This window comes from Stutzerimonas stutzeri, assembly GCF_002909485.1.
In the GTDB taxonomy this organism is placed as follows: domain Bacteria; phylum Pseudomonadota; class Gammaproteobacteria; order Pseudomonadales; family Pseudomonadaceae; genus Stutzerimonas; species Stutzerimonas stutzeri_AH.
This window is the reverse complement of record NZ_PPXG01000004.1, coordinates 148963-171004: the sequence shown is the minus strand read 5'-3', so window position 1 is coordinate 171004 and position 22042 is coordinate 148963. Positions and strand designations below refer to the sequence as shown.

Below are 22042 nucleotides of genomic sequence, written 5' to 3'. Positions count from 1 at the left end.
TAAATATGGCATGCCTAAGAAAGACGCGGGATTACATTTTTGTAAGCTTAAAGCGCTTCAGAAATCGCCCAAAAAATCGCCTGTGAGCATGTCAATCTCCAGGTGGAAGCTGCGCAATGGCTTTTGATTTCCGTGCAAGGATCCGGTTGCAACGATACTCAAGGTGCATGGTCACAGTTGCGTAAGGTTTCGCTTCAGCAATTAGCGTGGGCGTGCTTCGCTGAAGTTGCTTTTGAGGCTACCTCCTGGGCTTGGTCCTTCTGGTCAGCCTGATAACTAGCGATCGCTATTTGGCGAGCCTGCTCCATACGAGCAAAGGTACGATCACCACCACCTTCTGCCATTGCATAGGAAGAGCTTGCTGCGATGGCGAGCAGTACAGAAACGGATCTGAAGAATTTCATTACTTGTTACCTCGTTCGAAGACATGGGAGACCCAGCGCAGCTCCATAAATAGGGGCTTTGGCTTGGTCCTGTGTCTAAGCTAACCGAGCGTTCCTGTCAGAAGCCTGATTTAGACATTACGGTTTCGTCAGTAATGCATAAAAGCAGTGAGCCCAAGCGAAAGCGCAGGTAGCGTGCATGGTGCCTTTTCGTTCAGGCAAATAGGTCTTGTTTCCAGCGGGCAAAAAAAGGGCGCCATCTAGGCGCCGATAGGCCAAAGGAGCATGGAAAAGGCCAAAAAGCAGAGTGTGGGAGCAACTGCTGATGTAGACGTTAACGCTACAAGCTGTCAGACAGATGATGCGAGCATTACGTTTCTGTAAGGTACTGGCTGCACGCCCTGACAATCGGCACACTGCTCCAAATGCCGGAGGGAATACTTTCATGAAGCTTCTTGTTGCTGAAGACGAGCCGAAAACAGGCACCTACCTACAGCAGGGGCTTTCAGAGGCAGGCTTCACAGTCGATAGAGTTGAAAACGGGACCGATGCTGCTCAGCACGCGCTTCATACCACATACGACTTGCTCATCTTAGACGTGATGATGCCTGGCCTGGATGGGTGGCAGGTTTTACAGAAAGTCCGCGCTGCTGGTAATGAGGTTCCCGTGCTCTTTCTCACCGCCCGAGACGGGGTTCAGGATCGAGTAAAGGGATTGGAGTTGGGCGCTGATGATTATCTCATCAAGCCGTTCGCCTTCTCCGAATTGCTAGCCAGGATCCGTACGTTGCTTCGCCGCGGCAATAATGTCCCCAACCAAACAATACTCAAACTCCTCGACCTTGAGGTCGATCTGCTCAGGCGTCGAGTTACGCGATCGGGGAAACGAATAGACCTAACTGCAAAGGAATTCGCACTTCTTGAGCTATTACTTCGGCGTCGCGGGGAAGTGCTCTCAAAGTCCCTTATCGCCTCCCAAGTATGGGACATGAATTTCGACAGCGATACCAATGTGATTGAGGTGGCGGTACGACGGCTGAGAGCAAAAATCGATGATGAGTTCGAACCTAAGCTCATACAAACCGCGCGTGGGATGGGCTATTTGATCGACGCGCCAGACCCCTAGAGCGAAATGCTCGGCATTTCACGCGATGGGCCAAGCTACCGGTACCGATGCGGTTAAGGCGAGCCACCGAGCAAGGAGCGGTGCCGAACCTCAGTTCTCCGAGCTGGATTTCTTCAGCTGTGGCACGAAGAAGATGGGTCTCTGCGGGGGAGCTATCAGAATATCACTGGATTTGATGCTAGTGCCCTTGCGACGCCTGGTCTTGCCATCCTTACCGACCGCCAGCAAATCACCGGTCGCAACAGCGATATCGAGCGCCTGCTTTACGCGAAACTCGTCAGCCATGGTGTAGTTGGTCAATCCGCTCATCAGGCCCAAAAAAGGTTGCCGTTCTACCTCGTAGACCTGGTTGGGCAAGAGCTCTGAAAGTTCTCCTCGGACGCGGTCATCGGTGGCATCGTCGAAGTGATGCTCATCCAACAGCAAATCGTGTTTGCATGATGGCGAGCGTTATGAGGTGCATCTCTGTGAGGCCTGCTTTTTCCGAGCGCTGAGTGGTCTCCGCCGCGAGCGTATGGTCAACACCATGTTCGACGAGAATCCCGATAGGACTGGCGATGAGTTCGGCCTTGTGCAGCGGAGCGAATTCTGGAAAGACAACTGAGCTCGGTTCAGATGGGACTATGGATACGGGTAGGAAGTGGGGCGTTAGCCTCGCAGATGTAATGCAGCAGAGAAGATCACGTGTTTACTAATTCGACTGCCGAGAGACTGACACGCTGAGGTTGAGTACGTGCGATCTCCCTCCACTCGGTACTGGTGCCCAAGCTCGCTACCTTGTGCATCACGAATTGAAAGGATCTCCAGTAACGGCTCCATCAACCAGCGACCCACCTCGTTCATATGCCCGGGACTCACAAGATACGCCTGCTCCAGCCAGGCGTGCTCGGTCTGCGCAGCTATGACCTGTTCCAGCAATGGAACCGACGGAACCATTAGCATGCTTCGAAAGGCCGCGTTTCCATCGTCCTCAACGATCTGCAGGTAGAACCAGGGCCAGGTCATCTCTAGCTCGACATATGACCAGAACTGCACGCCATCTGGCGCTGTTGAGAGCCCAGGAAGCAGTTCCGCATTCCGACTGGTTTTGAACACGCGCCAATCTCCTAATGATAATTGTACTTGATTGATGAACAATATATTTTGTAGTCATATATTGTTCAATCGCGCTTCATCGTTCCATTTTGCGGAGCAGCAAAATGGAAGTCCGGGATTCGTTCGGGAAAGCGTTGAGGCTCGTGCGGCAGCGTAGGGGGCTGGCACAGGAAGATTTCTCGCTCGTTAGCAGTCGTACCTTCGTCAGCATGCTGGAGCGCGGGGCAACGAGCCCGACTCTCGAAAAGCTCGATAGCCTCTGCACGGTGCTCGACACTCACCCTGTCACCCTCTTGGCCCTGACCTACTTGCTTGGATCCGAAGCTCCTGAAAGTTTTGAGCAGCTCCTGGAGAAGGTTGGTGAGGAGTTGAGAGCTCTAGTCGAACCTGACTGATTACTCAGCGAGGCTGTGTGAGGGGCCGGTTCCGTGGCCGCACAGTGAGTGTTGATCTTGCTGTCCCTCTGTCCCCAGTGGCTGGCCTGGAGGTCCTGTTTTTGGCAGGGCTTATAGTTTTTGTGGGCGTCAGAAAATATGTGGATTCTGACTTTTTGGGGCTCATATGTCCGTCGCGCAAGCTATTTTAAATCGAGTCAAGCACATGCCAAAGGGGAGGCCATTTGCCGGCGCGGTGTTCGCGCAGGTCGGTTCCCGTGCGTCGATTAATAAAGCGCTTTCTAGGCTGGTGCAATCAGGCACGCTGGAGCGAGTCGCTCGCGGTGTCTACATGCGCCCCAAAATGAGCAAGTACACCGGCAGGGTGGTGCGCCCGAGTCCGCTGGCTGTCGTGGAGGTCATCACGAAGGCGAACGGCGAGACGATCCAGATACACGGCGCGGAGGCTGTTCGGAGGTTGGGCCTCAGCACACAGATGCAGGTGTTGCCGACCTTTTACACCAGCGGATCTACTCGCGAGATCAAGGTTGGCAATGCGGTGGTTCGCCTCCGCCACGTATCCAAGGACCGCTTGCAGCACGCCGGCACGACGGTAGGTGTGGCGCTTACTGCTCTCTACTACATCGGGAAAGAAGGGCTGTCCGCTAATGTGGTTTCCAAGATTGTTAGTGCGCTGAGCGGCGAAGAGCTGATGAAGCTCCGGGCCTGCAAGATGCCGGAGTGGATGCGGTCGGCATTGCGCTTTGCTGCCAAGGAGATTGAGTAGTGCGCAATAGCACCTACCCGACTCCACCTACTGGCAGCTACCAAAGCCTGAGGCGAGACGTGGCTGGCTTTTCTGACAAGACAATGCGACTTCCTGCGCATTTAGCAAAACGTGAAATTCGTCGAAGATCACCAGGCCGACACCTTCGAGTGCCGGGTCGTCCTGCAGGCGTCGCGCAAGAATGCCTTCGGTGACCACTTCGATGCGGGTGTTCGGGCCGATCTTGCTGTCCAGGCGGATGCGGTAACCGACCGTTTCACCAACCCGCTCACCCAGCTCGCTGGCCAACCGTTCGGCCGCAGCGCGGGCGGCGAGGCGGCGCGGTTCGAGCATGACGATGGACTGCCCAGCCAGCCAGGCTTCGCCCAGCAACGCCAGCGGCACGCGAGTGGTCTTGCCAGCGCCGGGCGGCGCTTCGAGCACGGCTTCGTCGCGCTGCTGCAGAGCCTGGCGCAACGCCGGCAGGACTTCGTCGATCGGTAGGGAATTCATGGGTACTCGTTTAGGGCTGACGACTCAACAACTGAAGCGTCAGCCCAGAGCTGAGCGCATCAGTTGACGCTGTAGCCGCGTCCGGTCAGGCAGGCGCCAAGCGCGCGTTTGTAGGTATCGCCTATGGCCGCGGCGGGCGCCGATTGGGCGCTGGCCGGATCGAAGCCGCTCTGGCTCACGGCCCAGGTATGGCACTCGTAGCGGTCGCGGCTCTGCTGCTCGGCGCTCTGGCCCTTGGCCGGATAGGCGATGACATCATATCGCGTGGCCTCGCTGACCGGCAGCGGCGGCTGGCTGACCGGCTCGTAGACATTGCGCTCGGAGTTCCACAGGTAATAGGTACCGGCGGCGATGAAGTAGAGCACGCTGCCAATCCACACTTCCCGCGCCCCGGCTGGCAGGCCGTGGCCGTGACGGGGGCCCGGCAGATGATGCGGCCCCGGTGCTGCCGGCGCTCGGTGCATGCCTGGGCCTGGTCCTGAACCAGGCGGTGCGGCAATGACCGGCAAGGCGATGCAGATTGATAGAACGGCGCCAAGCGCGCGCGGCAATGACCAGGACATGATTGAGCTCCAGATGAGATGGATACGCAGCGCGATTATCTGCCCGGCTCGTTCAACTGATCGTCAGGCCAGGGTAAGGACTGGGTAAAGCTGATCGCATCCGTTACCCGCCCCGCCGAACACCCGTAGGCGCAGCATGGTCTGATGTCGAGAAAACATCATCCAGCCCTTGTTCAGCCCTTGTATAGTTGCGCAACTTTTTCCCAGGAGGTCCTTATGCGTACTCGTAACCGAATCATCGGCGGCGTGTTGGCCGCTTCCCTGTTCACCCAGCTGACCGCTTGCGGCACGCTGTTCTACCCGGATCGCCGCGGGCAGATCGAAGGCCGTATCGACCCGGCCGTCGCTGTGCTCAATGCCGTCGGCCTGCTGTTCTATGTCATTCCGGGGTTGATCGCCTTTGGCATCGACTTCGCCACCGGCGCGATCTACCTGCCCGACGATCAGTACTCGATGGCTCCGGAAAAACTGCAGGAAGCCATTGGCGCCGACGGCCAGATCGACCCGGCACGCCTGAAAGCCATTATCGAGTCGGAAACCGGCCGCAGCCTGCCGCTGGACGACCCGCGGCTGATCCAGCACAACGGCAGCGTCGAGCAACTGGCAGCCTTCGGTCTGCGTCCCGCGGTCTGATGATTCGCGTGGATAACGGTCACCGATGAGCATCAACCGCGACCACGCCCGGCTCATGCGCCGGGCCACTGCCGCGGCCTTGGCGACGGCAATCGTGCTGGCGCTGAGCAAGGCCGTAGCCTGGTGGCTGAGCGGTTCGGTGAGCCTGCTCGCCGGCCTCACCGACTCGCTACTCGATGGCGCCGCTTCGCTGCTCAATCTGCTGGCGGTGCACTATTCGCTACGCCCCGCCGACGACGACCATCGCTACGGCCACGGCAAAGCCGAAGCGCTGGCCGGACTCGGTCAAGCTGCCTTCATCTGCGTCAGCGCGATTCTGGTCGGCGTTCAGGGTGTCGACCGTCTGCTGCATCCACAGCCGCTGGGTGCGCAGGGCGTGGGCATTGCCGTGATGCTCTTCTCGCTGCTGATGACCGCCATCCTGTTGAGCTACCAGCACCATGTAGTCAAGCTGACCGGCTCGACCGCCATTCGCGCCGACTCGCTGCACTACCGCTCCGACCTGCTGCTCAACAGCAGCATCCTCGTCGCGCTGATCCTCGCCGGGTTTGGCTGGGAGCGGACCGATGCGCTGTTCGGTATCGGTATTGCGTTCTACATCCTGTGGAGTGCGATCACCATCGTCCGCGAGGCCGGCGCGGTGCTCATGGATACCGAGCTGTCGCCGAAGATCAGCGAGCAGATGCAGACGTTGGTTTGCGAAGTGCCGGGTGTGCACGGCTGCCATGACTTCCGCACACGCATTTCCGGCACGCGCTGGTTCGTTCAGCTGCACCTGGAGTTGCCGGGGGAGTTGCCGCTGTCCCAGGCGCATGATCTGTGCGTGGCGGTGGAGAATGCGATTCATGATCGCTATCCGAATGCCGAGGTGCTGGTGCATGCCGATCCGCTTGAGGTGGCGCCGCCGAAGCGGTGATTGCAGTTTTCGGACCCATTTCCAATGGCCGATTTTGGGCGCTGTCTGATGGCTTCGTTTCGCCCTGCAGGGCGAGTCACTTTTTCCAAACGCCGAAAAAGTAACCAAAAACGCTTTGCCCCCGCATCCGGGTCTCGCTGCGCTCGGCTTCCCTCATTTCACCGCGGCTCCGAGGGTCGCCGCGCAAGGGCCATCCATGGCCCTTCACGGGGGGACGCCCAGTCCTATCGCGGCATCCGTGCCGCTCTCCCTTCTGCGCCGCGATTCCATTCGGCCTCCTGAAGGGGCATTTAGCGTTGCCTGAAAGGCCTCGCATTGTGGAAAAGAAGCAATTTGATGTGACCGGCTCGTGCCTGCGCCCTTGCGTAGGCACGCGTGGTGAGTCCGCGTCCTTCGCCATAAAGACAGACGGGCGCCTACCATTTCACACCCACAACGAAAAAGACCACGCCTAGGCGTGGTCTCTTCGATTCGTCGGGCCGATGGTAACGGCTTCTTCGCGCGGCGCCTCGTGAGCACCGGGGGCCCGGACCGTCGACCTTGGTAAGGCTTTCGGTGGTCACGGCGGGGATCCTGTGCCGTGTCCGTTTCTGCCGGGGGCTGAAGTTGAGATAAAGCTTACGCCGCCGCATCCGACAGAGGATTGCTAATATTGCGTAAAAAAGCATTACTTGCGCAATCCAACGCTACCAACTAATCATCTGACGCAACTGGAACATAAAAGAGACCGAAGATGAGCAAACTCGACCGCTACGACCTACGCATCCTCGCCGAATTGCAGCACGACGCTCGCATCTCCAATCAGGACCTCGCCGAACGTATCGGCCTGTCACCCTCGCCCTGTTCCCGGCGCGTCAAACAGCTGGAAGACGACGGCTACATCGCCCGCCAAGTTGCCCTGCTCGACCGAAAGAAGCTCGGCCTGACACTGACCGCCTACGTACTGATCGGCATGGACCGCCATACACCAGAGCGCTTCGAGCACTTCGAAGGCGTGATCGGCAAATGCCCCGAAGTGCTCGAATGCAGCCTGGTTACCGGCATGGACGCCGACTACCAACTCAAGGTCGTCGTGCCCGACATGGAGCATTACCAGCAGTTTCTGCTGGGTACCCTCACCCGCATCGAAGGTGTCTCCAGCGTGCGTTCCAGCTTCGTCTTGCGCCAGGTGTCGTCAAGCACCGAGCTGCCGTTGGAGCACTTGCGAAGCTGAGATACCGCTCACACCTTGCACCCGCACATTTCGAAGGGTTACTGCCTATAATCCGCCCCCTTCTGCACCGCCCCGCGACCGGAACATTGCCGGCCAGGGCGGGCAGCCCAATCGCCCGCTCACTCGCAGGCTTCGTTGCAAATGCCCTCGTGCAAGGGAATGCCCATGAAAGATACCAACCGCGTCATGCAGAGTTACGGCCGCTGCTGTGCCAGCCCCGACTTTTTCGATGACTTCTATGCGTCCTTCCTCGCCAGTTCGCCTGCGATAAGGGAGAAGTTCGTCCGCACCGACATGACTGCGCAAAAACAGCTGTTGCGCGCTGGCATTCTCAACCTGGTGCTATTCGCCCGCGGCATGCCGGACACCAAGCTCCGCGCGCTCGGCAAGAGCCATTCACGCGAGCACCTGAATATTCACCCGGAGCTCTACGACCTCTGGATTGCGGCGCTGCTCAAGACCATCAGCCAGCATGACGGGGAGCTGGAACAGCAGGACCTGCAGGCCTGGCGCACGGTACTGAACAAGGGCATCGACGTGATCAAGGCCGGCTACTGAAGGGGGGCGAGACAATTCGCCGCAGCAGTGCCCGGCCCGTTCGATCCGAACGCTTTCGGACCACGACCGTCCAACCAGCGGTGGCACACGCGCCACTTGCTGGCGGCGTATACTGCGCCGCTTTCGCGCCCGGCCTGCCACGGGTGCATTCGTCGAAGTCAGTCAGGAGATCCCTGTGGAGCCCGAAGTTTTCGAAAAGTGGATGATGATCGTGCTCGTCGGCGGGCTGATGGCCTTTATGGCCTTCATCATCTGGGACCTGGCCAAGAAGTCGAAGGCTGGCCGTCTCGGCACCGCCATTCTGTTTCTCGGCCTTGGCCTGTGCCTGTTCGCATTCCTCGCCAAGCCAATCATTGGCTACGTCATCGAAGTGACTCAGGGCATTCCGCACTGAGCTGATGCCACGGCCGGCGTCACATATGCGCCGGCACTTCCCGCCATTCCCCAGGCTGTAGACCTTCCAGTGTCCACGGCCCGATCCGCACGCGCACCAGCCGCAAGGTCGGCAGTCCGACCGCAGCAGTCATGCGCCGCACCTGCCGGTTGCGTCCTTCGCGAATCACCAGCTCCAGCCACCTGGTCGGCACGCTCTTGCGAAAACGCACCGGCGGATTGCGCGGCCACAGCTCAGGCTCATCCAACTGCCGAGCTTCAGCAGGCAGGGTCATGCCGTCGTTGAGTTCGACGCCTGCACGCAGCCGCTGCAGCTGCTCGTCAGTCACCTCCCCTTCCACCTGCACCCAATAGGTCTTGGGCAGCTTGTGCCTTGGATCGGCGATACGCGCCTGCAACTGGCCGTCGTTGGTCAAGAGCAGCAGACCTTCGCTGTCCCGATCCAGCCGGCCGGCCGGATAGACGCCCGGCACCTGCACGAAATCCTTCAGCGTCGCGCGGCCATCGGCATCGTTGAATTGCGTGAGCACGTCGAACGGCTTGTTCAGCACCAGTAGGCGAGGCTCGGCGGGCGGCGCTTTGGCGACCCGACGCGGTGGTGTACGCCCCGCGACAGCGCGCGGTGGGCGGGGACGAGAAGTGCGCGGCATGAAGGCTCCCAGAACAGGCCCGCCATGCTAGGGCTAGCCGGTGATGCTCGCAAGCGCCCAGCCTCGGCGCCGCCACTACAACCACTGCCACCCATCAAACGCTCGCACCACAAACGTGCAAGGCGCTGCCCCATGAGCTGAACGCCGCCCCGTTTTCGCACCACACCAAGGCAACGCCCCGTTTAAGCGCACCGCGCACAACGCCGGCAAACCCCAGTGGTAGAGGGCTCCCGGCGAAACTGGCACGGATGCTGCGATAGCGCTCCCAGTCCCCATGGACCAACCCCACAGTTGCGCATGGACAGCCAAGGAGCCGCCCACAATGAAACGCCGTCCCCTACTGAAGTCCACCCTCGCTGCCAGTGCCCTGATGCTCAGCGGTCTGTTCCCGTTCACTCTGCAGGCTGCCGAGACCATCAAGGTCGGCATCCTGCATTCGCTGTCCGGCACCATGGCCATTTCGGAAACGTCCCTGAAAGACATGGCGCTGATGACCATCGACGAGATCAACGCCAAGGGTGGCGTGCTCGGCAAGCAGCTCGAGCCGGTGGTAGTCGACCCAGCCTCCAACTGGCCGCTATTCGCGGAAAAAGGGCGCCAGCTGCTGACCCAGGACAAGGTCGCGGTGACCTTTGGCTGCTGGACTTCCGTTTCGCGCAAATCCGTACTGCCAGTCTATGAAGAACTCGACGGCTTGCTGTTCTACCCCGTGCAGTACGAAGGCGAAGAGCTGTCGCCTAACGTCTTCTACACCGGCGCCGCGCCAAACCAGCAGGCCATCCCGGCGGTCGAGTACCTGATGAGCGAAGACGGCGGCAGCGCCGAACGCTTCTTCCTGCTTGGCACCGATTACGTCTACCCGCGTACCACGAACAAGATCCTGCGTGCCTTCCTGATCAGCAAGGGCGTGCCGGAATCCAGCATCGAAGAGGTCTACACCCCCTTCGGTCACAGCGATTACCAGACCATCGTCGCCAACATCAAGAAGTTCTCCGCCGGCGGCAAGACGGCCGTGGTGTCGACCATCAACGGTGACTCCAACGTGCCGTTCTACAAGGAACTGGCCAACCAGGGCCTGGACGCCACTGACGTCCCGGTGGTGGCCTTCTCTGTCGGTGAAGAAGAGCTGCGCGGCATCGACACCAAGCCGCTGGTCGGCCACCTGGCTGCCTGGAACTACTTCCAGTCAGTGGAGAACCCGGTCAACGAACAGTTCGTCAGCAAATGGAAGGCATACGCCAAGGCCAAGAACCTGCCGGGCGCCGACAAGGCCGTAACCAACGACCCGATGGAAGCCACCTACGTCGGCATCAACATGTGGGCCCAGGCGGTCGAGAAGGCCGGCACCACCGACGTCGGCAAGGTCCGCGACGCCCTTGCTGGGCAGACATTCAAGGCGCCGAGCGGCTACACCCTGACCATGGACGAGAAAAACCACCACCTGCACAAGCCGGTGATGATCGGTGAAGTCCAGGACGACGGCCAGTTCTCGGTGGTCTGGGAAACCGAAAGCCCGATCCGCGCTCAGCCATGGAGCCCGTACATCCCGGGCAACGACAAGAAGCCGGATCACGCGGTGAAGTCGAACTAAGGGTTAGGTCCGCAGGGTGGGCCGGGCGGCGTTCCGCTTCGGCCTACCAGCAGATGTCGCACAGTCCGTAGGGTGGGCTTCAGCCCACCAATGACGTTACTGGTGGGCTGAAGCCTACCCTACGGCAAGAGCCCACCGGACCGACAACTACGAATCAACCGCCTAAACGCTCCACCAAGAGAGCGCCCGCTAGGGAAAACTTACATGTCCACTGCCCTGTACCGCATTTTCCTGCTGCTCCTGCTGGCCCTGCCCTGGGCAGCTCACGCCGGAGACGCAGCCGATTACGCCAAAGCCAGCCCGGCCACACAGGCCAAGCTGTTGGAAGCCTGGTCCACCGCTCCAATGCCCGAGAGGCTGGAGCTGATCGAAGCGCTGCGTGCCAACCGCGTCGTGATCGACGATAACAAGACAGCCTTTATCGACGAAAACGGCGTCTACCGCGCGCTCGAAGGCGACGCCGAGCCCGTCGGCACGCCGAAGAAGCTGCGTTTGAACAACCGTCTGCGCGGTCTGCTCAACACGGCGCTGGCCAGCCATCAGCTGTTCGCCGACGACCCGGCGCAGCGTCTGGCCGCTGCCAAGCGCTTGCAGCGCAGCGGTCAGCCGGAACAGCTCGAACTGCTCCAGCAGCGCCTGGACGTCGAGGAAGACGCTGCCGTCAGCGAGGCACTGACCCTGGCGCTGGCCAACCTGCAGCTGACCGCCAGCGACCCCGCAGTGCGCCTCGCCGCGGTGCGCCTGCTCGGCGAAACCGGTGCGCCATTGGCCCGCGTGCGCCTGGAGAACCTGCTGGCCGATGAAGCGGAAACCGATGAGAGCGTGCGCAAGGCCGCCGAGACCAGCCTTGTGCAAGTCAAACGCAAACTGCTGATCGGCGAACTGCTCGGTCAGGCGTTCAGCGGTCTGTCGCTGGGTTCGATCCTGCTGCTCGCCGCCCTCGGGCTGGCGATCACCTTCGGCCTGCTCGGCGTGATCAATATGGCCCACGGCGAGATGCTCATGCTAGGCGCCTATTCCACCTACATGGTGCAGGTGCTGATGGCGCGGCTCGCACCCGACGCGCTGGCGTTCTACCCGCTGGTGGCGCTGCCGGTGGCCTTCTTCGTCACTGCCGCCATAGGCATGGCGCTGGAACGCACGGTGATCCGCCATCTCTACGGCCGTCCGCTGGAAACCCTGCTCGCTACCTGGGGCATCAGCCTGATCCTGATCCAGCTGGTGCGCGTGCTGTTCGGCGCTCAGAACGTCGAGGTGGCCAACCCGAGTTGGCTGTCCGGCGGTCTGCAGGTGCTGCCGAACCTGGTGCTGCCGTACAACCGCATGGTGATCATCGCCTTCGCGCTGTTCGTGGTACTGCTGACCTGGCTGCTGCTGAACAAGACGCGCCTGGGGCTGAACGTGCGCGCCGTGACGCAGAACCGCAACATGGCTGCCTGCTGCGGCGTGCCGACCGGGCGTATCGACATGATGGCCTTCGGGCTGGGCTCCGGTATCGCCGGGCTTGGCGGTGTGGCGCTGAGCCAGATCGGCAACGTCGGCCCGGACCTCGGCCAGAGCTACATCATCGATTCCTTCCTGGTCGTCGTGCTGGGCGGCGTCGGCCAGCTGGCCGGCAGTATCTTCGCCGCCTTCGGCCTTGGCATCGCCAACAAGATTCTCGAACCGCAGATCGGTGCGGTACTGGGCAAGATCCTCATCCTCGCGCTGATCATCCTCTTCATCCAGAAGCGTCCGCAGGGACTATTCGCTCTCAAGGGGAGGGTCATCGATTGAACCAGCCACTTACCCTCACCGCCGCACAGAAAGCCGGGCCGAAACTCACCGCCGTCGCCCTCGGTATCGCTTTGGTCGTGTTGCTGGCCATGCCGCTGCTGCACCTGCTGCCGGCCGAGCATGCCCTGCACGTTTCGGCCTACACCCTGACGCTGGTGGGCAAGATCCTCTGCTACGCCATCGTCGCCCTGGCGCTGGATCTGGTCTGGGGTTACGCGGGGCTGCTGTCCCTCGGCCACGGGCTGTTCTTCGCCCTCGGCGGTTACGCCATGGGCATGTACCTGATGCGCCAGAGCGCCGGTGACGGCCTGCCAGCGTTCATGAGCTTCCTCGCCTGGAACGAGCTGCCCTGGTACTGGTACGGCACGTCGAGCTTTCTCTGGGCGATGTGCCTGGTGGTGCTGGTTCCGGGCGTACTGGCCTTCGTGTTCGGGTTTTTCGCCTTCCGCTCGCGGATCAAGGGCGTGTACTTCTCGATCATGACCCAGGCGCTGACCTTCGCCGGCATGCTGTTGTTCTTTCGCAACGAGACCGGCTTTGGCGGCAACAACGGCTTCACCGATTTCAAGACCATTCTCGGCTTCTCGATCTCGGCCCCGGCGACCCGCGCCACGCTGTTCTTCGCCACTGTTCTCCTGCTTGTTGGCAGCCTCTATCTCGGCTGGCGGCTGGCGCGCAGCAAGTTCGGTCGGGTGCTGACGGCGTTGCGTGATGCGGAGAACCGGCTGATGTTCTGCGGCTACGATCCGCGCGGCTACAAGCTGTTCATCTGGACGCTGTCGGCAGTGCTCTGCGGCCTCGCCGGTGCGCTCTATGTGCCGCAGGTCGGCATCATCAACCCGAGCGAGATGGCGCCGACGCAATCCATCGAAGCCGCCGTCTGGGTGGCCCTCGGTGGACGTGGCACGCTGATCGGCCCGCTGCTTGGCGCCGGCATCGTCAACGGCATGAAGAGCTGGTTCACCGTGGCCCTCCCCGAATACTGGCTGTTCGCCCTCGGCGCGCTGTTCATCGTCGTCACCCTGTACCTGCCCAAGGGCGTCATCGGCCTCATCAAGCGGAGGGGCGAAGAATGAAAACCGTACCCTGCAGCGCCGTCATCGACGGCTTCGACCCCACCGGCGGCGGCCTGACCCGCGATGCCATCGGCCTCGGCCGAGTTGCCGAGAAGGGCCTGGATGTGCGCCATGGCACCATCCTCAGCCTGGAAGACATCAACGTCAGCTTCGACGGCTTCAAGGCGCTGACGGACCTCAGCCTGTACATCGGCGTTGGCGAGCTGCGCTGCATCATCGGCCCCAACGGCGCCGGCAAGACCACCATGATGGATGTCATCACCGGCAAGACGCGCCCGGTCAGCGGCAGCGCCTACTTCGGCGAAACTCTGGACCTGACCCGCATGAGCGAGGTGGACATCGCCCAGGCCGGCATCGGTCGCAAGTTCCAGAAGCCAACGGTGTTCGAGGCGCTTTCCGTATTCGAGAACCTCGAGCTGGCGCAGAAGACCGACAAGTCGGTGTGGGCGAGCCTCAGGGCCAGGCTTTCCGGCGAGCAGAAGGACCGCATCGACGAAGTGCTCGAGACTATCCGCCTCGACCAGTCGCGCCAGCGCCCAGCCGGGCTGCTGTCTCACGGGCAGAAGCAGTTCCTCGAGATCGGCATGCTCTTGATGCAATCGCCCCAGCTGTTGCTGCTCGACGAGCCGGTAGCGGGCATGACCGATGCCGAAACCGAATTCACCGCCGAGCTGTTCAAGTCGCTAGCACGCAAGCACTCGCTGATGGTGGTCGAGCACGACATGGGGTTCGTCGAAACCATCGCTGATCACGTCACCGTGCTGCACCAGGGCCAGGTACTGGCCGAGGGTTCGCTGCAACAGGTGCAGGCGGATGAGCGGGTGATCGAGGTGTATCTGGGGCGGTAGAGCGGCTCGCAGGGGTGAATGAGGCCGGTTTGATCCATCAATGCCATTCCACGGTGGATGGATAAAGCGTCATCCACCCTACGCCCGCCGAATGCCCATGCCCGAATCAACGCAAAACCTAATCGTAGGGTGGATAACGCCAGAGGCTTATCCACCAAGTGAAGGAGTCGCACATGCTGCAAGTCCAGCAACTGCATCAGTATTACGGCGGCAGCCACATCCTGCGCGGCCTCTCGTTCGAGGCGAAGGTTGGCGAAGTCACCTGCCTGCTCGGGCGCAACGGCGTCGGCAAGACCACCCTGCTCAAGTGCCTGATGGGCCTGATTCCGGCCAAGGAAGGCGCGGTGAGCTGGGAAGGCAAGCCGATCACCGGCTTCAAACCGCACCAACGCGTGCATGCCGGCATCGCCTACGTGCCGCAGGGGCGGGAGATCTTCGGCCGCCTGACCGTCGAGGAAAACCTGCTGATGGGCTTATCCCGCTTCAGCACCAAGGAAGCCAAGGAAGTACCCGAGTTCATCTACGAGCTGTTCCCGGTTTTGAAGGAAATGAAGCACCGCCGCGGCGGCGACCTGTCGGGTGGTCAGCAGCAACAATTGGCCATCGGCCGCGCGCTCGCCAGCAAGCCACGACTGCTGATCCTCGACGAGCCCACCGAAGGCATCCAGCCCTCGGTGATCAAGGAGATCGGCGTGGTCATCAAGAAACTCGCCGCCCGCGGTGACATGGCGATCCTGCTGGTGGAGCAGTTCTACGACTTCGCGGCAGAACTGGCCGACCAGTACCTGGTAATGAGCCGCGGCGAGATCGTCCAGCACGGCCGCGGCGAGACCATGGAAGCCGAAGGTGTGCGTGGCTTAGTAGCGATTTAACACGGCCGTTATGAGCGCAGCCTCGCTGCTGCGATGAAAAGCCCCGCACAAGGCGGGGCTGTTGGCGCTTGGAGCGCTGTACGCAAGGGGCGCGTATGCCGCGGGCCGTGTCTATCAGCGACTCATCCCAGCCAATCGTTGAGAAATTGCCTGCATGCCCTGGCCCAGCTCGCGCAGGCTGGCGGCATCGCGCGCGCCCTCCTCGCTGGCTGTGTGAATGCGCACCGCCAGCTCGTTGATCTCCTGCGTCACATGGCTCTGCTGCTGCGCGGCAACCGCGATCTGCTGAGCACGCTGCACGATGTCATCGAAGCTGGAGACGGTATGGCCAAGCGTCACGGCCACGCCATCGGCCTGCTGAACGGCTTCATGGGTACGTTGCGCACCTGCCTGCATGGTCGAAACAGCCTGCGCGGAAGCTTGGCGCAACTGAGTGATCATCTGTTGGATTTCATTGGCAGAGCTCTGGGTGCGGCCCGCGAGGGTCCGCACTTCGTCGGCGACCACGGCGAAACCGCGGCCCTGCTCGCCCGCCCGTGCCGCTTCGATGGCCGCATTGAGCGCCAGCAGGTTGGTCTGTTCCGAGATGGATTTGATGACGTCCAGCACGCTGCCGACGCGCTCGATGTCCTCGCCCAGTCGAGTGATCGCCGAGGCGGCGTGAGTGATGTCGCCTGCCAGGCTGCCGATCACTTCGCTGTTTCGCTGTACCTGCCCCTGCCCCTGCTCAGCCGTGGACAGCGAATGACGGGCCGTATCCGAGCAATCGGTAGTGTTGTGCGCAACCTCCGCCGCGCTGGCGGACATTTCAGTGATAGCAGTCGCCAACAAGGTGTTGTCCTGCCGCTGGGCTTCGGCGCGATCAGCGAGGCCGATCGACAGCCGCGCCAGATCATCGGCCTGCCGTTCGAGGCTCGCCGACTCGTCGCCAATGCGCCGCAGCATTTCGCGCAGCGAGCCCGCGTAGCGGTTGACCGCGTCCCGGAGCGCACCGAGCTCATCAGCGCGACGTACCTCGAGTTGCGCATCATCGCGTCCACCGCCCTGCCCGAGCCGCTCGATCTGGCCGGTAGTTTCGTCAAGCTGCGCCAGCAGACGCCTGCCTGCCAACCAGGCGACGCCCAGCAGCACGGCCAGCAATGGAAGCAGGAGCAGCAGCATCTGCGTGGTCAGCTCGTCAGCGAGTCCGGTAACGTTCGCCTCAGGGGTGACCAGGCCAACGCGCCAACCCGTGCCCTCCATGGTTTCCAGCGTCACGTAGGCCGGGCCGTTCACCAGACCGTCGTGTTCGAGATACAGGGTGATATCCCCAGCACCGCGGGTGGCAATGGCGTCGGCAATGGGCCTAAGCCAGGGCTGCTCACGCACGCGATCGCCGATTGTCGGCAGGCCGCCGCTGGCCTTTACACCAGGAAAGAACAGCAGATTGCCGGCCTGATCGAGTGCGAAGGCATAGCCTCCAGTCACGCCACCGTTTGCTTCGAGGAAGCTGGCCAGGCCATCCAGCTTGAGATCGAGGGTGGCGACACCGGCAAAAGAGCCCCCGCGCTTGTAAGGAACGCTGCAGGTGGTCATTGCCACGCCGCTGACCGTGTCCAGGTAACCATCGGACCATACACAGCGTCCGGGCTTTGCCGAGCGAGCATCGCTGTACCAGGACTCGGCGTGATAGGCCGGTGTCTGCAGCATGTTGTAGTCGTTCGAATAATCGAGCCCGCCGCGTTCGTTACGGGCCCAGAAGAAACTGCGCCGCTCGACACCGGGAGCAAACGCGTTGGGCTCCGGCCACAAACCGCCACCCGCAATCGCCTCATCGCCTTTGCCGTCGATGAGGTTCGGCAGCACCGACATCGCCAGCGACTCTTCATTGGGCATCGTTTCGGCCAGGTGCGCCATGGCCGCGGTCGTTCCTTCGATACGGCTGAGTTGCACAGTCAGCTGTCGGGCCAAAGCAGTGACCGACTGCTCGGCTGCGGCCGTTCCCGTGGCGACGAGCCGGGGTTTGCCGCCCAAGGTCATGACCGCAAAAATGGCCAGTGCCGTGAACAGCAGAAGAAGGAGAACACCAAGCGTCATTCGCGAGGCGATCCGGGTGGGAATAAAGGACATGCAACAACTCCGCGAGGAACCTACGTTATGCAGGGTTACGGCCGGTCGCCCACAGCATTGAGCGCCAGAAGAAATGGAGCGACGGGCGGTCGGACATCGAATCGATGCAACGCACCATAACCGTGCAATACATCCACCCCCGCCTTGCGCCGCGCCAACCTGGTGCAATTCACTATTCAGGCAGCACAGGTCAGCTTTCTGATCACATCGCCAATCCCCAAAGGCCCGACGGCTCTTCTGCACCGCAATGGCGCAGAAGGCACGACTATTGCTGAAGTTCAGCCAACATAACCACCGCGTGCCGATCATGACTGCAGCGAATTCGTCGTTCTCCCCAAGCTGGGAAGCGAAGCTTAGCCTCCGCTACGCCGCGTTCGGGCAAGCGACGCGTCCCGTGCTGCGTCGCCACAGCGGTCCGCTGCGCGTGCAGAAACATCTTTATCCAGAAGGACCGCAAGTCTGTCAGCACATCATCGTGCACCCACCGGGCGGTATCGCCGGTGGCGACCGGCTGACGATCGACGCCCACGTGGCGGCCGACGCCTGGGCGCAATTGACCAGTCCTGGCGCGGCCAAGTGGTATCGCGCCGTCGGCCCGGCGTTTCAGGACCTGCGCTTGCGCGTCGAGGCCGGCGCCACGCTGGAATGGCTCCCGCAGGAGACCATCGTCTACTCCGCGGCGCAGGCAGAGCTGAGCACAGTCATCGAGCTGGAAGGCGACGCCCGGCTGTTCTACTGGGACATGGTCGCGCTCGGCCGGCCGGCGGCGAGCGAGCGCTTCGACGCCGGGCATTTCCAGGCGCGCCTGGATATCAGCCGCGATGGCCAGCTCATCTGGCACGAACGCCAGCGCATCGCCGGAGGCGACGGCCTGCTGGATTCGCCGATCGGCCTAGACGGACGCTCGGTGTTCGCCACGCTGATCGTCAGCGGCGAAATCGATGCCCAACTCATGGAGCGTTGCCGCGATCTACCCAGCCGAGTACGTGGCGACGTGACCCAGCTACCCGGTCTGGTGGTGGCGCGCTGCCTGGCCGACGAAGCGCTGCATGCTCGCGCCTGGCTGATTGATCTGTGGCGGCTGTTGCGTCCCGAACTGCTGGGCCGCGAGGCCGTTCCACCACGAATCTGGAGTACCTGAACAATCGGCGGACAAGACTGCGCCGTTGCCTACCCTACCCTGGCGCGCCTGCGTGCACGCTGCCCTGAATAACGCCTCGTGGTTTGCCGCCACGAGCCGGTGGATGTGAAAAGCCACATCCACCCTACGACTGGAGCTGTTATGGATTTGTCGCCAAGAGAAAAGGACAAGCTACTGATCTTCACCGCCGGCCTGGTGGCCGAGCGCCGCCTCGCGCGCGGGGTGAAGCTCAACTATCCGGAAGCCATGGCCTATATCTCCGCCGCACTGCTCGAAGGCGCGCGCGATGGCCGGACGGTCGCCGATCTGATGCACTTCGGCACCACCCTGCTCAACCGCGAACAGGTGATGGAAGGCGTGCCGGAGATGATTCCGGAGATCCAGGTCGAGGCTACCTTCCCGGACGGCACCAAGCTTGTCACCGTTCATCAACCAATTGCCTGAGAGACTGGTCAATGTTCTGCGCCCTGCGCGCACTCAGACCACTTCCTAAGGATTGCAACGTGCTGATACGCGACGCTCGCCCAACCGATCTCGAAGGCATCCTCTTCATCTACAACGATGCCGTGCAGAACAGCACGGCAATCTGGAACGACACGCCGGTGGATCTGGCCAACCGCCAGGCCTGGCTTGATGAGCGCCAGCAACAGGGCAACCCGGTGTTGGCGGCGATCGACGAGCAGGGACGGGTAGCGGGCTATGCCTCGTTCGGCCCCTGGCGGCCCCATGACGGCTTTCGCCATACCGTGGAGAACTCGGTCTACGTCAGCCCAGACCACCGCGGCAGCGGCATCGGGCGGAGCCTGATGAAAGCGCTGATCGAGCGCGCCCGGCAGCTGGAAAAGCACGTGATGGTCGCCTTCATCGAAAGCGAGAACCGCGCCTCGGTGCACATGCACCAGCAGCTCGGCTTCATCCACGTCGGCCAGATGCGCCAGGTCGGCTGCAAGTTCGGCCGCTGGCTGGACCTGACCATGATGCAACTGACCCTCAACAGGACGTCCCTACCATGATTCCCGGCGAATACCAGATCCAGGACGGCGACATCGAGCTCAACACCGGCCGCCGCACGATGACCCTCTCCGTGGCCAACAGCGGCGACCGACCGATCCAGGTCGGCTCGCACTACCACTTCTTCGAAACCAACGACGCGCTAGCTTTCGACCGCGCCGCCACGCGCGGCATGCGCCTGAACATCCCGGCAGGTACCGCGGTGCGCTTCGAACCGGGACAGACCCGCGAGGTGGAGCTGGTCGACCTGGCCGGCGAGAGAAAAGTTTACGGATTTGCCGGACGGGTGATGGGCGCACTCTAGAAGCCCCTCACCCCAGCCCTCTCCCAGGGGGAGAGGGAGAAAAAGCAACCGCCGCGACGGGATGGACCAACGCCAATCTGCCCCCTCTCCTTCCAGGAGAAGGTTGGGGTGAGGGCAATGCAGGAACAGAGACTACAGCGCAGCTCAATCTCCCTCGGAGGAGAGAGCAGAAAAGCAGCCCGCGCGACGGGATGGACCAGCGCCGATCAGCCCCCCTCCCTCCGGGAGAGGGTTGGGGTTGGGGTGAGGGCAAGGAACACAGACTACACCGCTGCTCCATCTCCCTCGGAGGAGAGAGCAGAAAAGCAGCCCGCGTGACGGGTGGACCAACGCCGATCAGCCCCCTCTCCCTCCGGGAGAGGGTTGGGGTGAGGGCAGAGCCAATACGGACGATCAGGAAGCGCCAATGAAGATTTCCCGCCAAGCCTACGCCGACATGTTCGGCCCCACCGTCGGCGACAAGGTGCGCCTGGCCGATACCGAGCTGTGGATCGAGGTCGAAAAGGACTTCACCACCTATGGCGAGGAAGTGAAATTCGGCGGCGGCAAGGTCATCCGCGACGGCATGGGCCAGGGCCAGCTGTGCGCCGCCGACGTGGTCGACACGCTGATCACCAACGCGCTGATCCTCGATCACTGGGGCATCGTCAAGGCCGACGTGGGGCTCAAGGACGGACGCATCGCCGCCATCGGCAAGGCTGGCAACCCGGACATCCAGCCCGACGTGACCATCGCCATCGGCGCCGCGACGGAAGTCATCGCCGGCGAAGGGATGATCCTCACCGCCGGCGGCATCGACTCGCACATCCACTTCATCTGCCCGCAGCAGATCGAAGAAGCGTTGATGAGCGGCGTCACCACCATGATCGGCGGCGGCACCGGGCCGGCCACCGGCACCAACGCCACCACGGTGACCCCCGGCCCCTGGCACATGGCGATGATGCTCAAGGCCGCCGACGCCTTCCCGATGAACATCGGTTTCACCGGCAAGGGCAACGCCTCGCTGCCAGAGCCGTTGATCGAACAGGTGAAAGCCGGTGCCATCGGCCTCAAGCTGCACGAAGACTGGGGCACCACGCCCGCCGCCATCGACAACTGCCTGAACGTGGCCGACCAGTACGACGTGCAGGTGGCGATCCACACCGACACCCTGAACGAGTCCGGCTTCGTCGAGACGACCCTTGGCGCATTCAAGGGCCGCACCATCCACACCTACCACACCGAGGGTGCCGGCGGCGGTCATGCGCCGGACATCATCAAGGCCTGCGGTTTGCCCAACGTGCTGCCCAGCTCGACCAACCCGACGCGGCCATTCACCCGCAACACCATCGATGAGCATCTGGACATGCTCATGGTCTGCCACCACCTCGACCCAAGCATCGCCGAGGACGTGGCCTTCGCCGAGAGCCGGATTCGTCGCGAGACTATCGCTGCCGAAGACATCCTGCATGATCTCGGCGCGTTCTCGATGATCAGCTCCGACAGCCAGGCCATGGGCCGCGTCGGCGAGGTGATCACCCGCACCTGGCAGACTGCTGACAAGATGAAGAAGCAGCGCGGCGCCCTGCCCGGCGACGGCGCGAGCAACGACAACTTCCGCGCCAAGCGCTACATCGCCAAGTACACCATCAACCCGGCGATCACCCACGGCGTCAGCCACGAGGTGGGCTCCATCGAAGTCGGCAAGTGGGCCGACCTGGTGCTCTGGCGGCCAGCGTTCTTCGGCGTGAAGCCAACGCTGATTCTCAAGGGCGGCGCTATTGCCGCGAGCCTGATGGGCGATGCCAACGCCTCGATCCCGACGCCGCAACCGGTGCACTACCGCCCGATGTTCGCCAGCTACGGCGGCTCGCTGCACGCCTCGAGCTTCACCTTCATCAGCCAGGCCGCTTTCGATGCCGGCGTTCCCGAGCAGCTGGGGCTGAAGAAGAAGATCGGCGTGGTGAAGGGCTGCCGCTCGGTGCAGAAGAAGGACCTGATCCACAACGATTACACACCGGACATCCAGGTCGATCCGCAGAACTATCAGGTCCGCGCAGATGGCCAACTTCTCTGGTGCGAGCCGGCCGACGTACTGCCGATGGCGCAGCGCTATTTCCTGTTCTGACCTACGGGCTCACCGAGGCAGTCG

24 protein-coding genes and 1 pseudogene are annotated in these 22042 nt (G+C 62.0%); 18 read left to right on the top strand and 7 right to left on the bottom strand.

Features of this window, described 5'->3' with window-relative positions; all coding sequences use genetic code 11:
- Positions 1 to 194: 194 nt before the first annotated feature.
- Positions 195 to 404 carry a co-regulatory protein PtrA N-terminal domain-containing protein gene (locus tag CXK91_RS11180; RefSeq protein ID WP_015275566.1) on the bottom strand — a complete coding sequence of 70 codons (210 nt, stop codon included), beginning with the start codon at positions 402 to 404 and terminating at the stop codon, positions 195 to 197.
- Positions 405 to 828: 424 nt separating this feature from the next.
- On the opposite strand from CXK91_RS11180, the gene CXK91_RS11175 reads away from it, so the two are divergent.
- Positions 829 to 1509 carry a heavy metal response regulator transcription factor gene (locus tag CXK91_RS11175; RefSeq protein WP_003292635.1) on the top strand — a complete coding sequence of 227 codons (681 nt, stop codon included), beginning with the start codon at positions 829 to 831 and terminating at the stop codon, positions 1507 to 1509.
- A gap of 90 nt (positions 1510 to 1599) precedes the next feature.
- On the opposite strand, the pseudogene CXK91_RS11170 reads toward CXK91_RS11175, so the two are convergent.
- A pseudogene (locus CXK91_RS11170) lies at positions 1600 to 1938 on the bottom strand (three-Cys-motif partner protein TcmP); the annotation flags it as partial.
- A 219-nt stretch (positions 1939 to 2157) separates the two neighbouring features.
- A complete protein-coding gene (locus CXK91_RS11165; RefSeq protein ID WP_003292632.1) occupies positions 2158 to 2604 on the bottom strand; it encodes a hypothetical protein in 447 nt (148 codons plus the stop codon).
- 104 nt (positions 2605 to 2708) lie between these two features.
- On the opposite strand from CXK91_RS11165, the gene CXK91_RS11160 reads away from it, so the two are divergent.
- Positions 2709 to 2999 (top strand): helix-turn-helix domain-containing protein, encoded by a 291-nt coding sequence (locus CXK91_RS11160; RefSeq protein WP_003292631.1) that lies wholly within the window; start codon positions 2709 to 2711, stop codon positions 2997 to 2999.
- 166 nt (positions 3000 to 3165) lie between these two features.
- On the top strand, positions 3166 to 3765 hold the full coding sequence (locus CXK91_RS11155; RefSeq protein WP_015275564.1) for a DUF6088 family protein: 600 nt from the start codon (positions 3166 to 3168) through the stop codon (positions 3763 to 3765).
- Between the two features lie 27 nt (positions 3766 to 3792).
- Here CXK91_RS11155 and CXK91_RS11150 read toward each other — a convergent pair whose 3' ends face one another.
- Together CXK91_RS11150 and CXK91_RS22900 are read right to left on the bottom strand one after the other, a co-directional pair.
- Positions 3793 to 4257 (bottom strand): DEAD/DEAH box helicase, encoded by a 465-nt coding sequence (locus tag CXK91_RS11150; RefSeq protein WP_103456194.1) that lies wholly within the window; start codon positions 4255 to 4257, stop codon positions 3793 to 3795.
- Positions 4258 to 4316: 59 nt separating this feature from the next.
- On the bottom strand, positions 4317 to 4820 hold the full coding sequence (locus tag CXK91_RS22900; RefSeq protein WP_256055740.1) for a hypothetical protein: 504 nt from the start codon (positions 4818 to 4820) through the stop codon (positions 4317 to 4319).
- A 216-nt stretch (positions 4821 to 5036) separates the two neighbouring features.
- Here CXK91_RS22900 and CXK91_RS11140 point away from each other — a divergent pair, with 216 nt between their 5' ends.
- The 5 genes from CXK91_RS11140 to CXK91_RS11120 all read left to right on the top strand — a co-directional run bounded on the left by CXK91_RS11140 (position 5037) and on the right by CXK91_RS11120 (position 8534).
- Complete coding sequence (locus CXK91_RS11140) at positions 5037 to 5453, top strand: polyribonucleotide nucleotidyltransferase (RefSeq protein ID WP_103456193.1); 417 nt, start codon at positions 5037 to 5039, stop codon at positions 5451 to 5453.
- Between the two features lie 25 nt (positions 5454 to 5478).
- Positions 5479 to 6369 (top strand): cation diffusion facilitator family transporter, encoded by an 891-nt coding sequence (locus CXK91_RS11135; protein ID WP_103456192.1) that lies wholly within the window; start codon positions 5479 to 5481, stop codon positions 6367 to 6369.
- Positions 6370 to 7102: 733 nt separating this feature from the next.
- Positions 7103 to 7582, top strand: coding sequence for an Lrp/AsnC family transcriptional regulator (locus CXK91_RS11130; protein WP_058065057.1), 480 nt, complete (start codon positions 7103 to 7105; stop codon positions 7580 to 7582).
- Between the two features lie 165 nt (positions 7583 to 7747).
- A complete protein-coding gene (locus tag CXK91_RS11125) occupies positions 7748 to 8140 on the top strand; it encodes a globin (protein ID WP_103456191.1) in 393 nt (130 codons plus the stop codon).
- A 175-nt stretch (positions 8141 to 8315) separates the two neighbouring features.
- Complete coding sequence (locus CXK91_RS11120) at positions 8316 to 8534, top strand: DUF2788 domain-containing protein (protein ID WP_046161811.1); 219 nt, start codon at positions 8316 to 8318, stop codon at positions 8532 to 8534.
- Positions 8535 to 8553: 19 nt separating this feature from the next.
- On the opposite strand, the gene CXK91_RS11115 is transcribed toward CXK91_RS11120, so the two are convergent.
- Complete coding sequence (locus tag CXK91_RS11115) at positions 8554 to 9183, bottom strand: pseudouridine synthase (RefSeq protein ID WP_103456190.1); 630 nt, start codon at positions 9181 to 9183, stop codon at positions 8554 to 8556.
- Between the two features lie 322 nt (positions 9184 to 9505).
- Between CXK91_RS11115 and urtA the strand changes: the two genes are divergently transcribed.
- From urtA to urtE, 5 genes are all read left to right on the top strand, one after another.
- Entirely contained in the window at positions 9506 to 10774 is a 1269-nt protein-coding gene (gene urtA / locus CXK91_RS11110; protein ID WP_103456189.1) for an urea ABC transporter substrate-binding protein, read from the top strand.
- Between the two features lie 204 nt (positions 10775 to 10978).
- Positions 10979 to 12550 carry an urea ABC transporter permease subunit UrtB gene (gene urtB, locus CXK91_RS11105; protein ID WP_103456188.1) on the top strand — a complete coding sequence of 524 codons (1572 nt, stop codon included), beginning with the start codon at positions 10979 to 10981 and terminating at the stop codon, positions 12548 to 12550.
- Positions 12547 to 13626: an urea ABC transporter permease subunit UrtC gene (gene urtC / locus CXK91_RS11100; RefSeq protein ID WP_103456187.1), complete on the top strand. Its 1080-nt coding sequence runs from the start codon at positions 12547 to 12549 to the stop codon at positions 13624 to 13626. The genes urtB and urtC overlap by 4 nt, the downstream gene beginning before the upstream one ends.
- Complete coding sequence (urtD, locus tag CXK91_RS11095; RefSeq protein WP_103456186.1) at positions 13623 to 14474, top strand: urea ABC transporter ATP-binding protein UrtD; 852 nt, start codon at positions 13623 to 13625, stop codon at positions 14472 to 14474. The genes urtC and urtD overlap by 4 nt, the downstream gene beginning before the upstream one ends.
- A 173-nt stretch (positions 14475 to 14647) precedes the next feature.
- Positions 14648 to 15346 carry an urea ABC transporter ATP-binding subunit UrtE gene (urtE, locus tag CXK91_RS11090; protein WP_103456185.1) on the top strand — a complete coding sequence of 233 codons (699 nt, stop codon included), beginning with the start codon at positions 14648 to 14650 and terminating at the stop codon, positions 15344 to 15346.
- A gap of 114 nt (positions 15347 to 15460) precedes the next feature.
- Here the strand turns inward: urtE and CXK91_RS11085 are convergent, their stop codons facing one another.
- Positions 15461 to 17455: a methyl-accepting chemotaxis protein gene (locus tag CXK91_RS11085; protein ID WP_103456184.1), complete on the bottom strand. Its 1995-nt coding sequence runs from the start codon at positions 17453 to 17455 to the stop codon at positions 15461 to 15463.
- A 307-nt stretch (positions 17456 to 17762) separates the two neighbouring features.
- On the opposite strand from CXK91_RS11085, the gene CXK91_RS11080 reads away from it, so the two are divergent.
- The 5 genes from CXK91_RS11080 (at position 17763) to ureC (ending at position 22018) form a co-directional block, all read left to right on the top strand.
- Complete coding sequence (locus CXK91_RS11080) at positions 17763 to 18596, top strand: urease accessory protein UreD (protein WP_103456462.1); 834 nt, start codon at positions 17763 to 17765, stop codon at positions 18594 to 18596.
- Positions 18597 to 18737: 141 nt separating this feature from the next.
- A complete protein-coding gene (locus CXK91_RS11075; protein WP_103456183.1) occupies positions 18738 to 19040 on the top strand; it encodes an urease subunit gamma in 303 nt (100 codons plus the stop codon).
- A 59-nt stretch (positions 19041 to 19099) separates the two neighbouring features.
- Complete coding sequence (locus CXK91_RS11070) at positions 19100 to 19609, top strand: GNAT family N-acetyltransferase (RefSeq protein ID WP_103456182.1); 510 nt, start codon at positions 19100 to 19102, stop codon at positions 19607 to 19609.
- On the top strand, positions 19606 to 19911 hold the full coding sequence (locus CXK91_RS11065; RefSeq protein WP_103456181.1) for an urease subunit beta: 306 nt from the start codon (positions 19606 to 19608) through the stop codon (positions 19909 to 19911). The genes CXK91_RS11070 and CXK91_RS11065 overlap by 4 nt, the downstream gene beginning before the upstream one ends.
- Before the next feature lie 406 nt (positions 19912 to 20317).
- The gene (gene ureC, locus CXK91_RS11060; RefSeq protein WP_103456180.1) at positions 20318 to 22018 is read left to right on the top strand and encodes an urease subunit alpha; all 1701 of its coding nucleotides are present in this window, start codon (positions 20318 to 20320) and stop codon (positions 22016 to 22018) included.
- Positions 22019 to 22042: the final 24 nt, after the last annotated feature.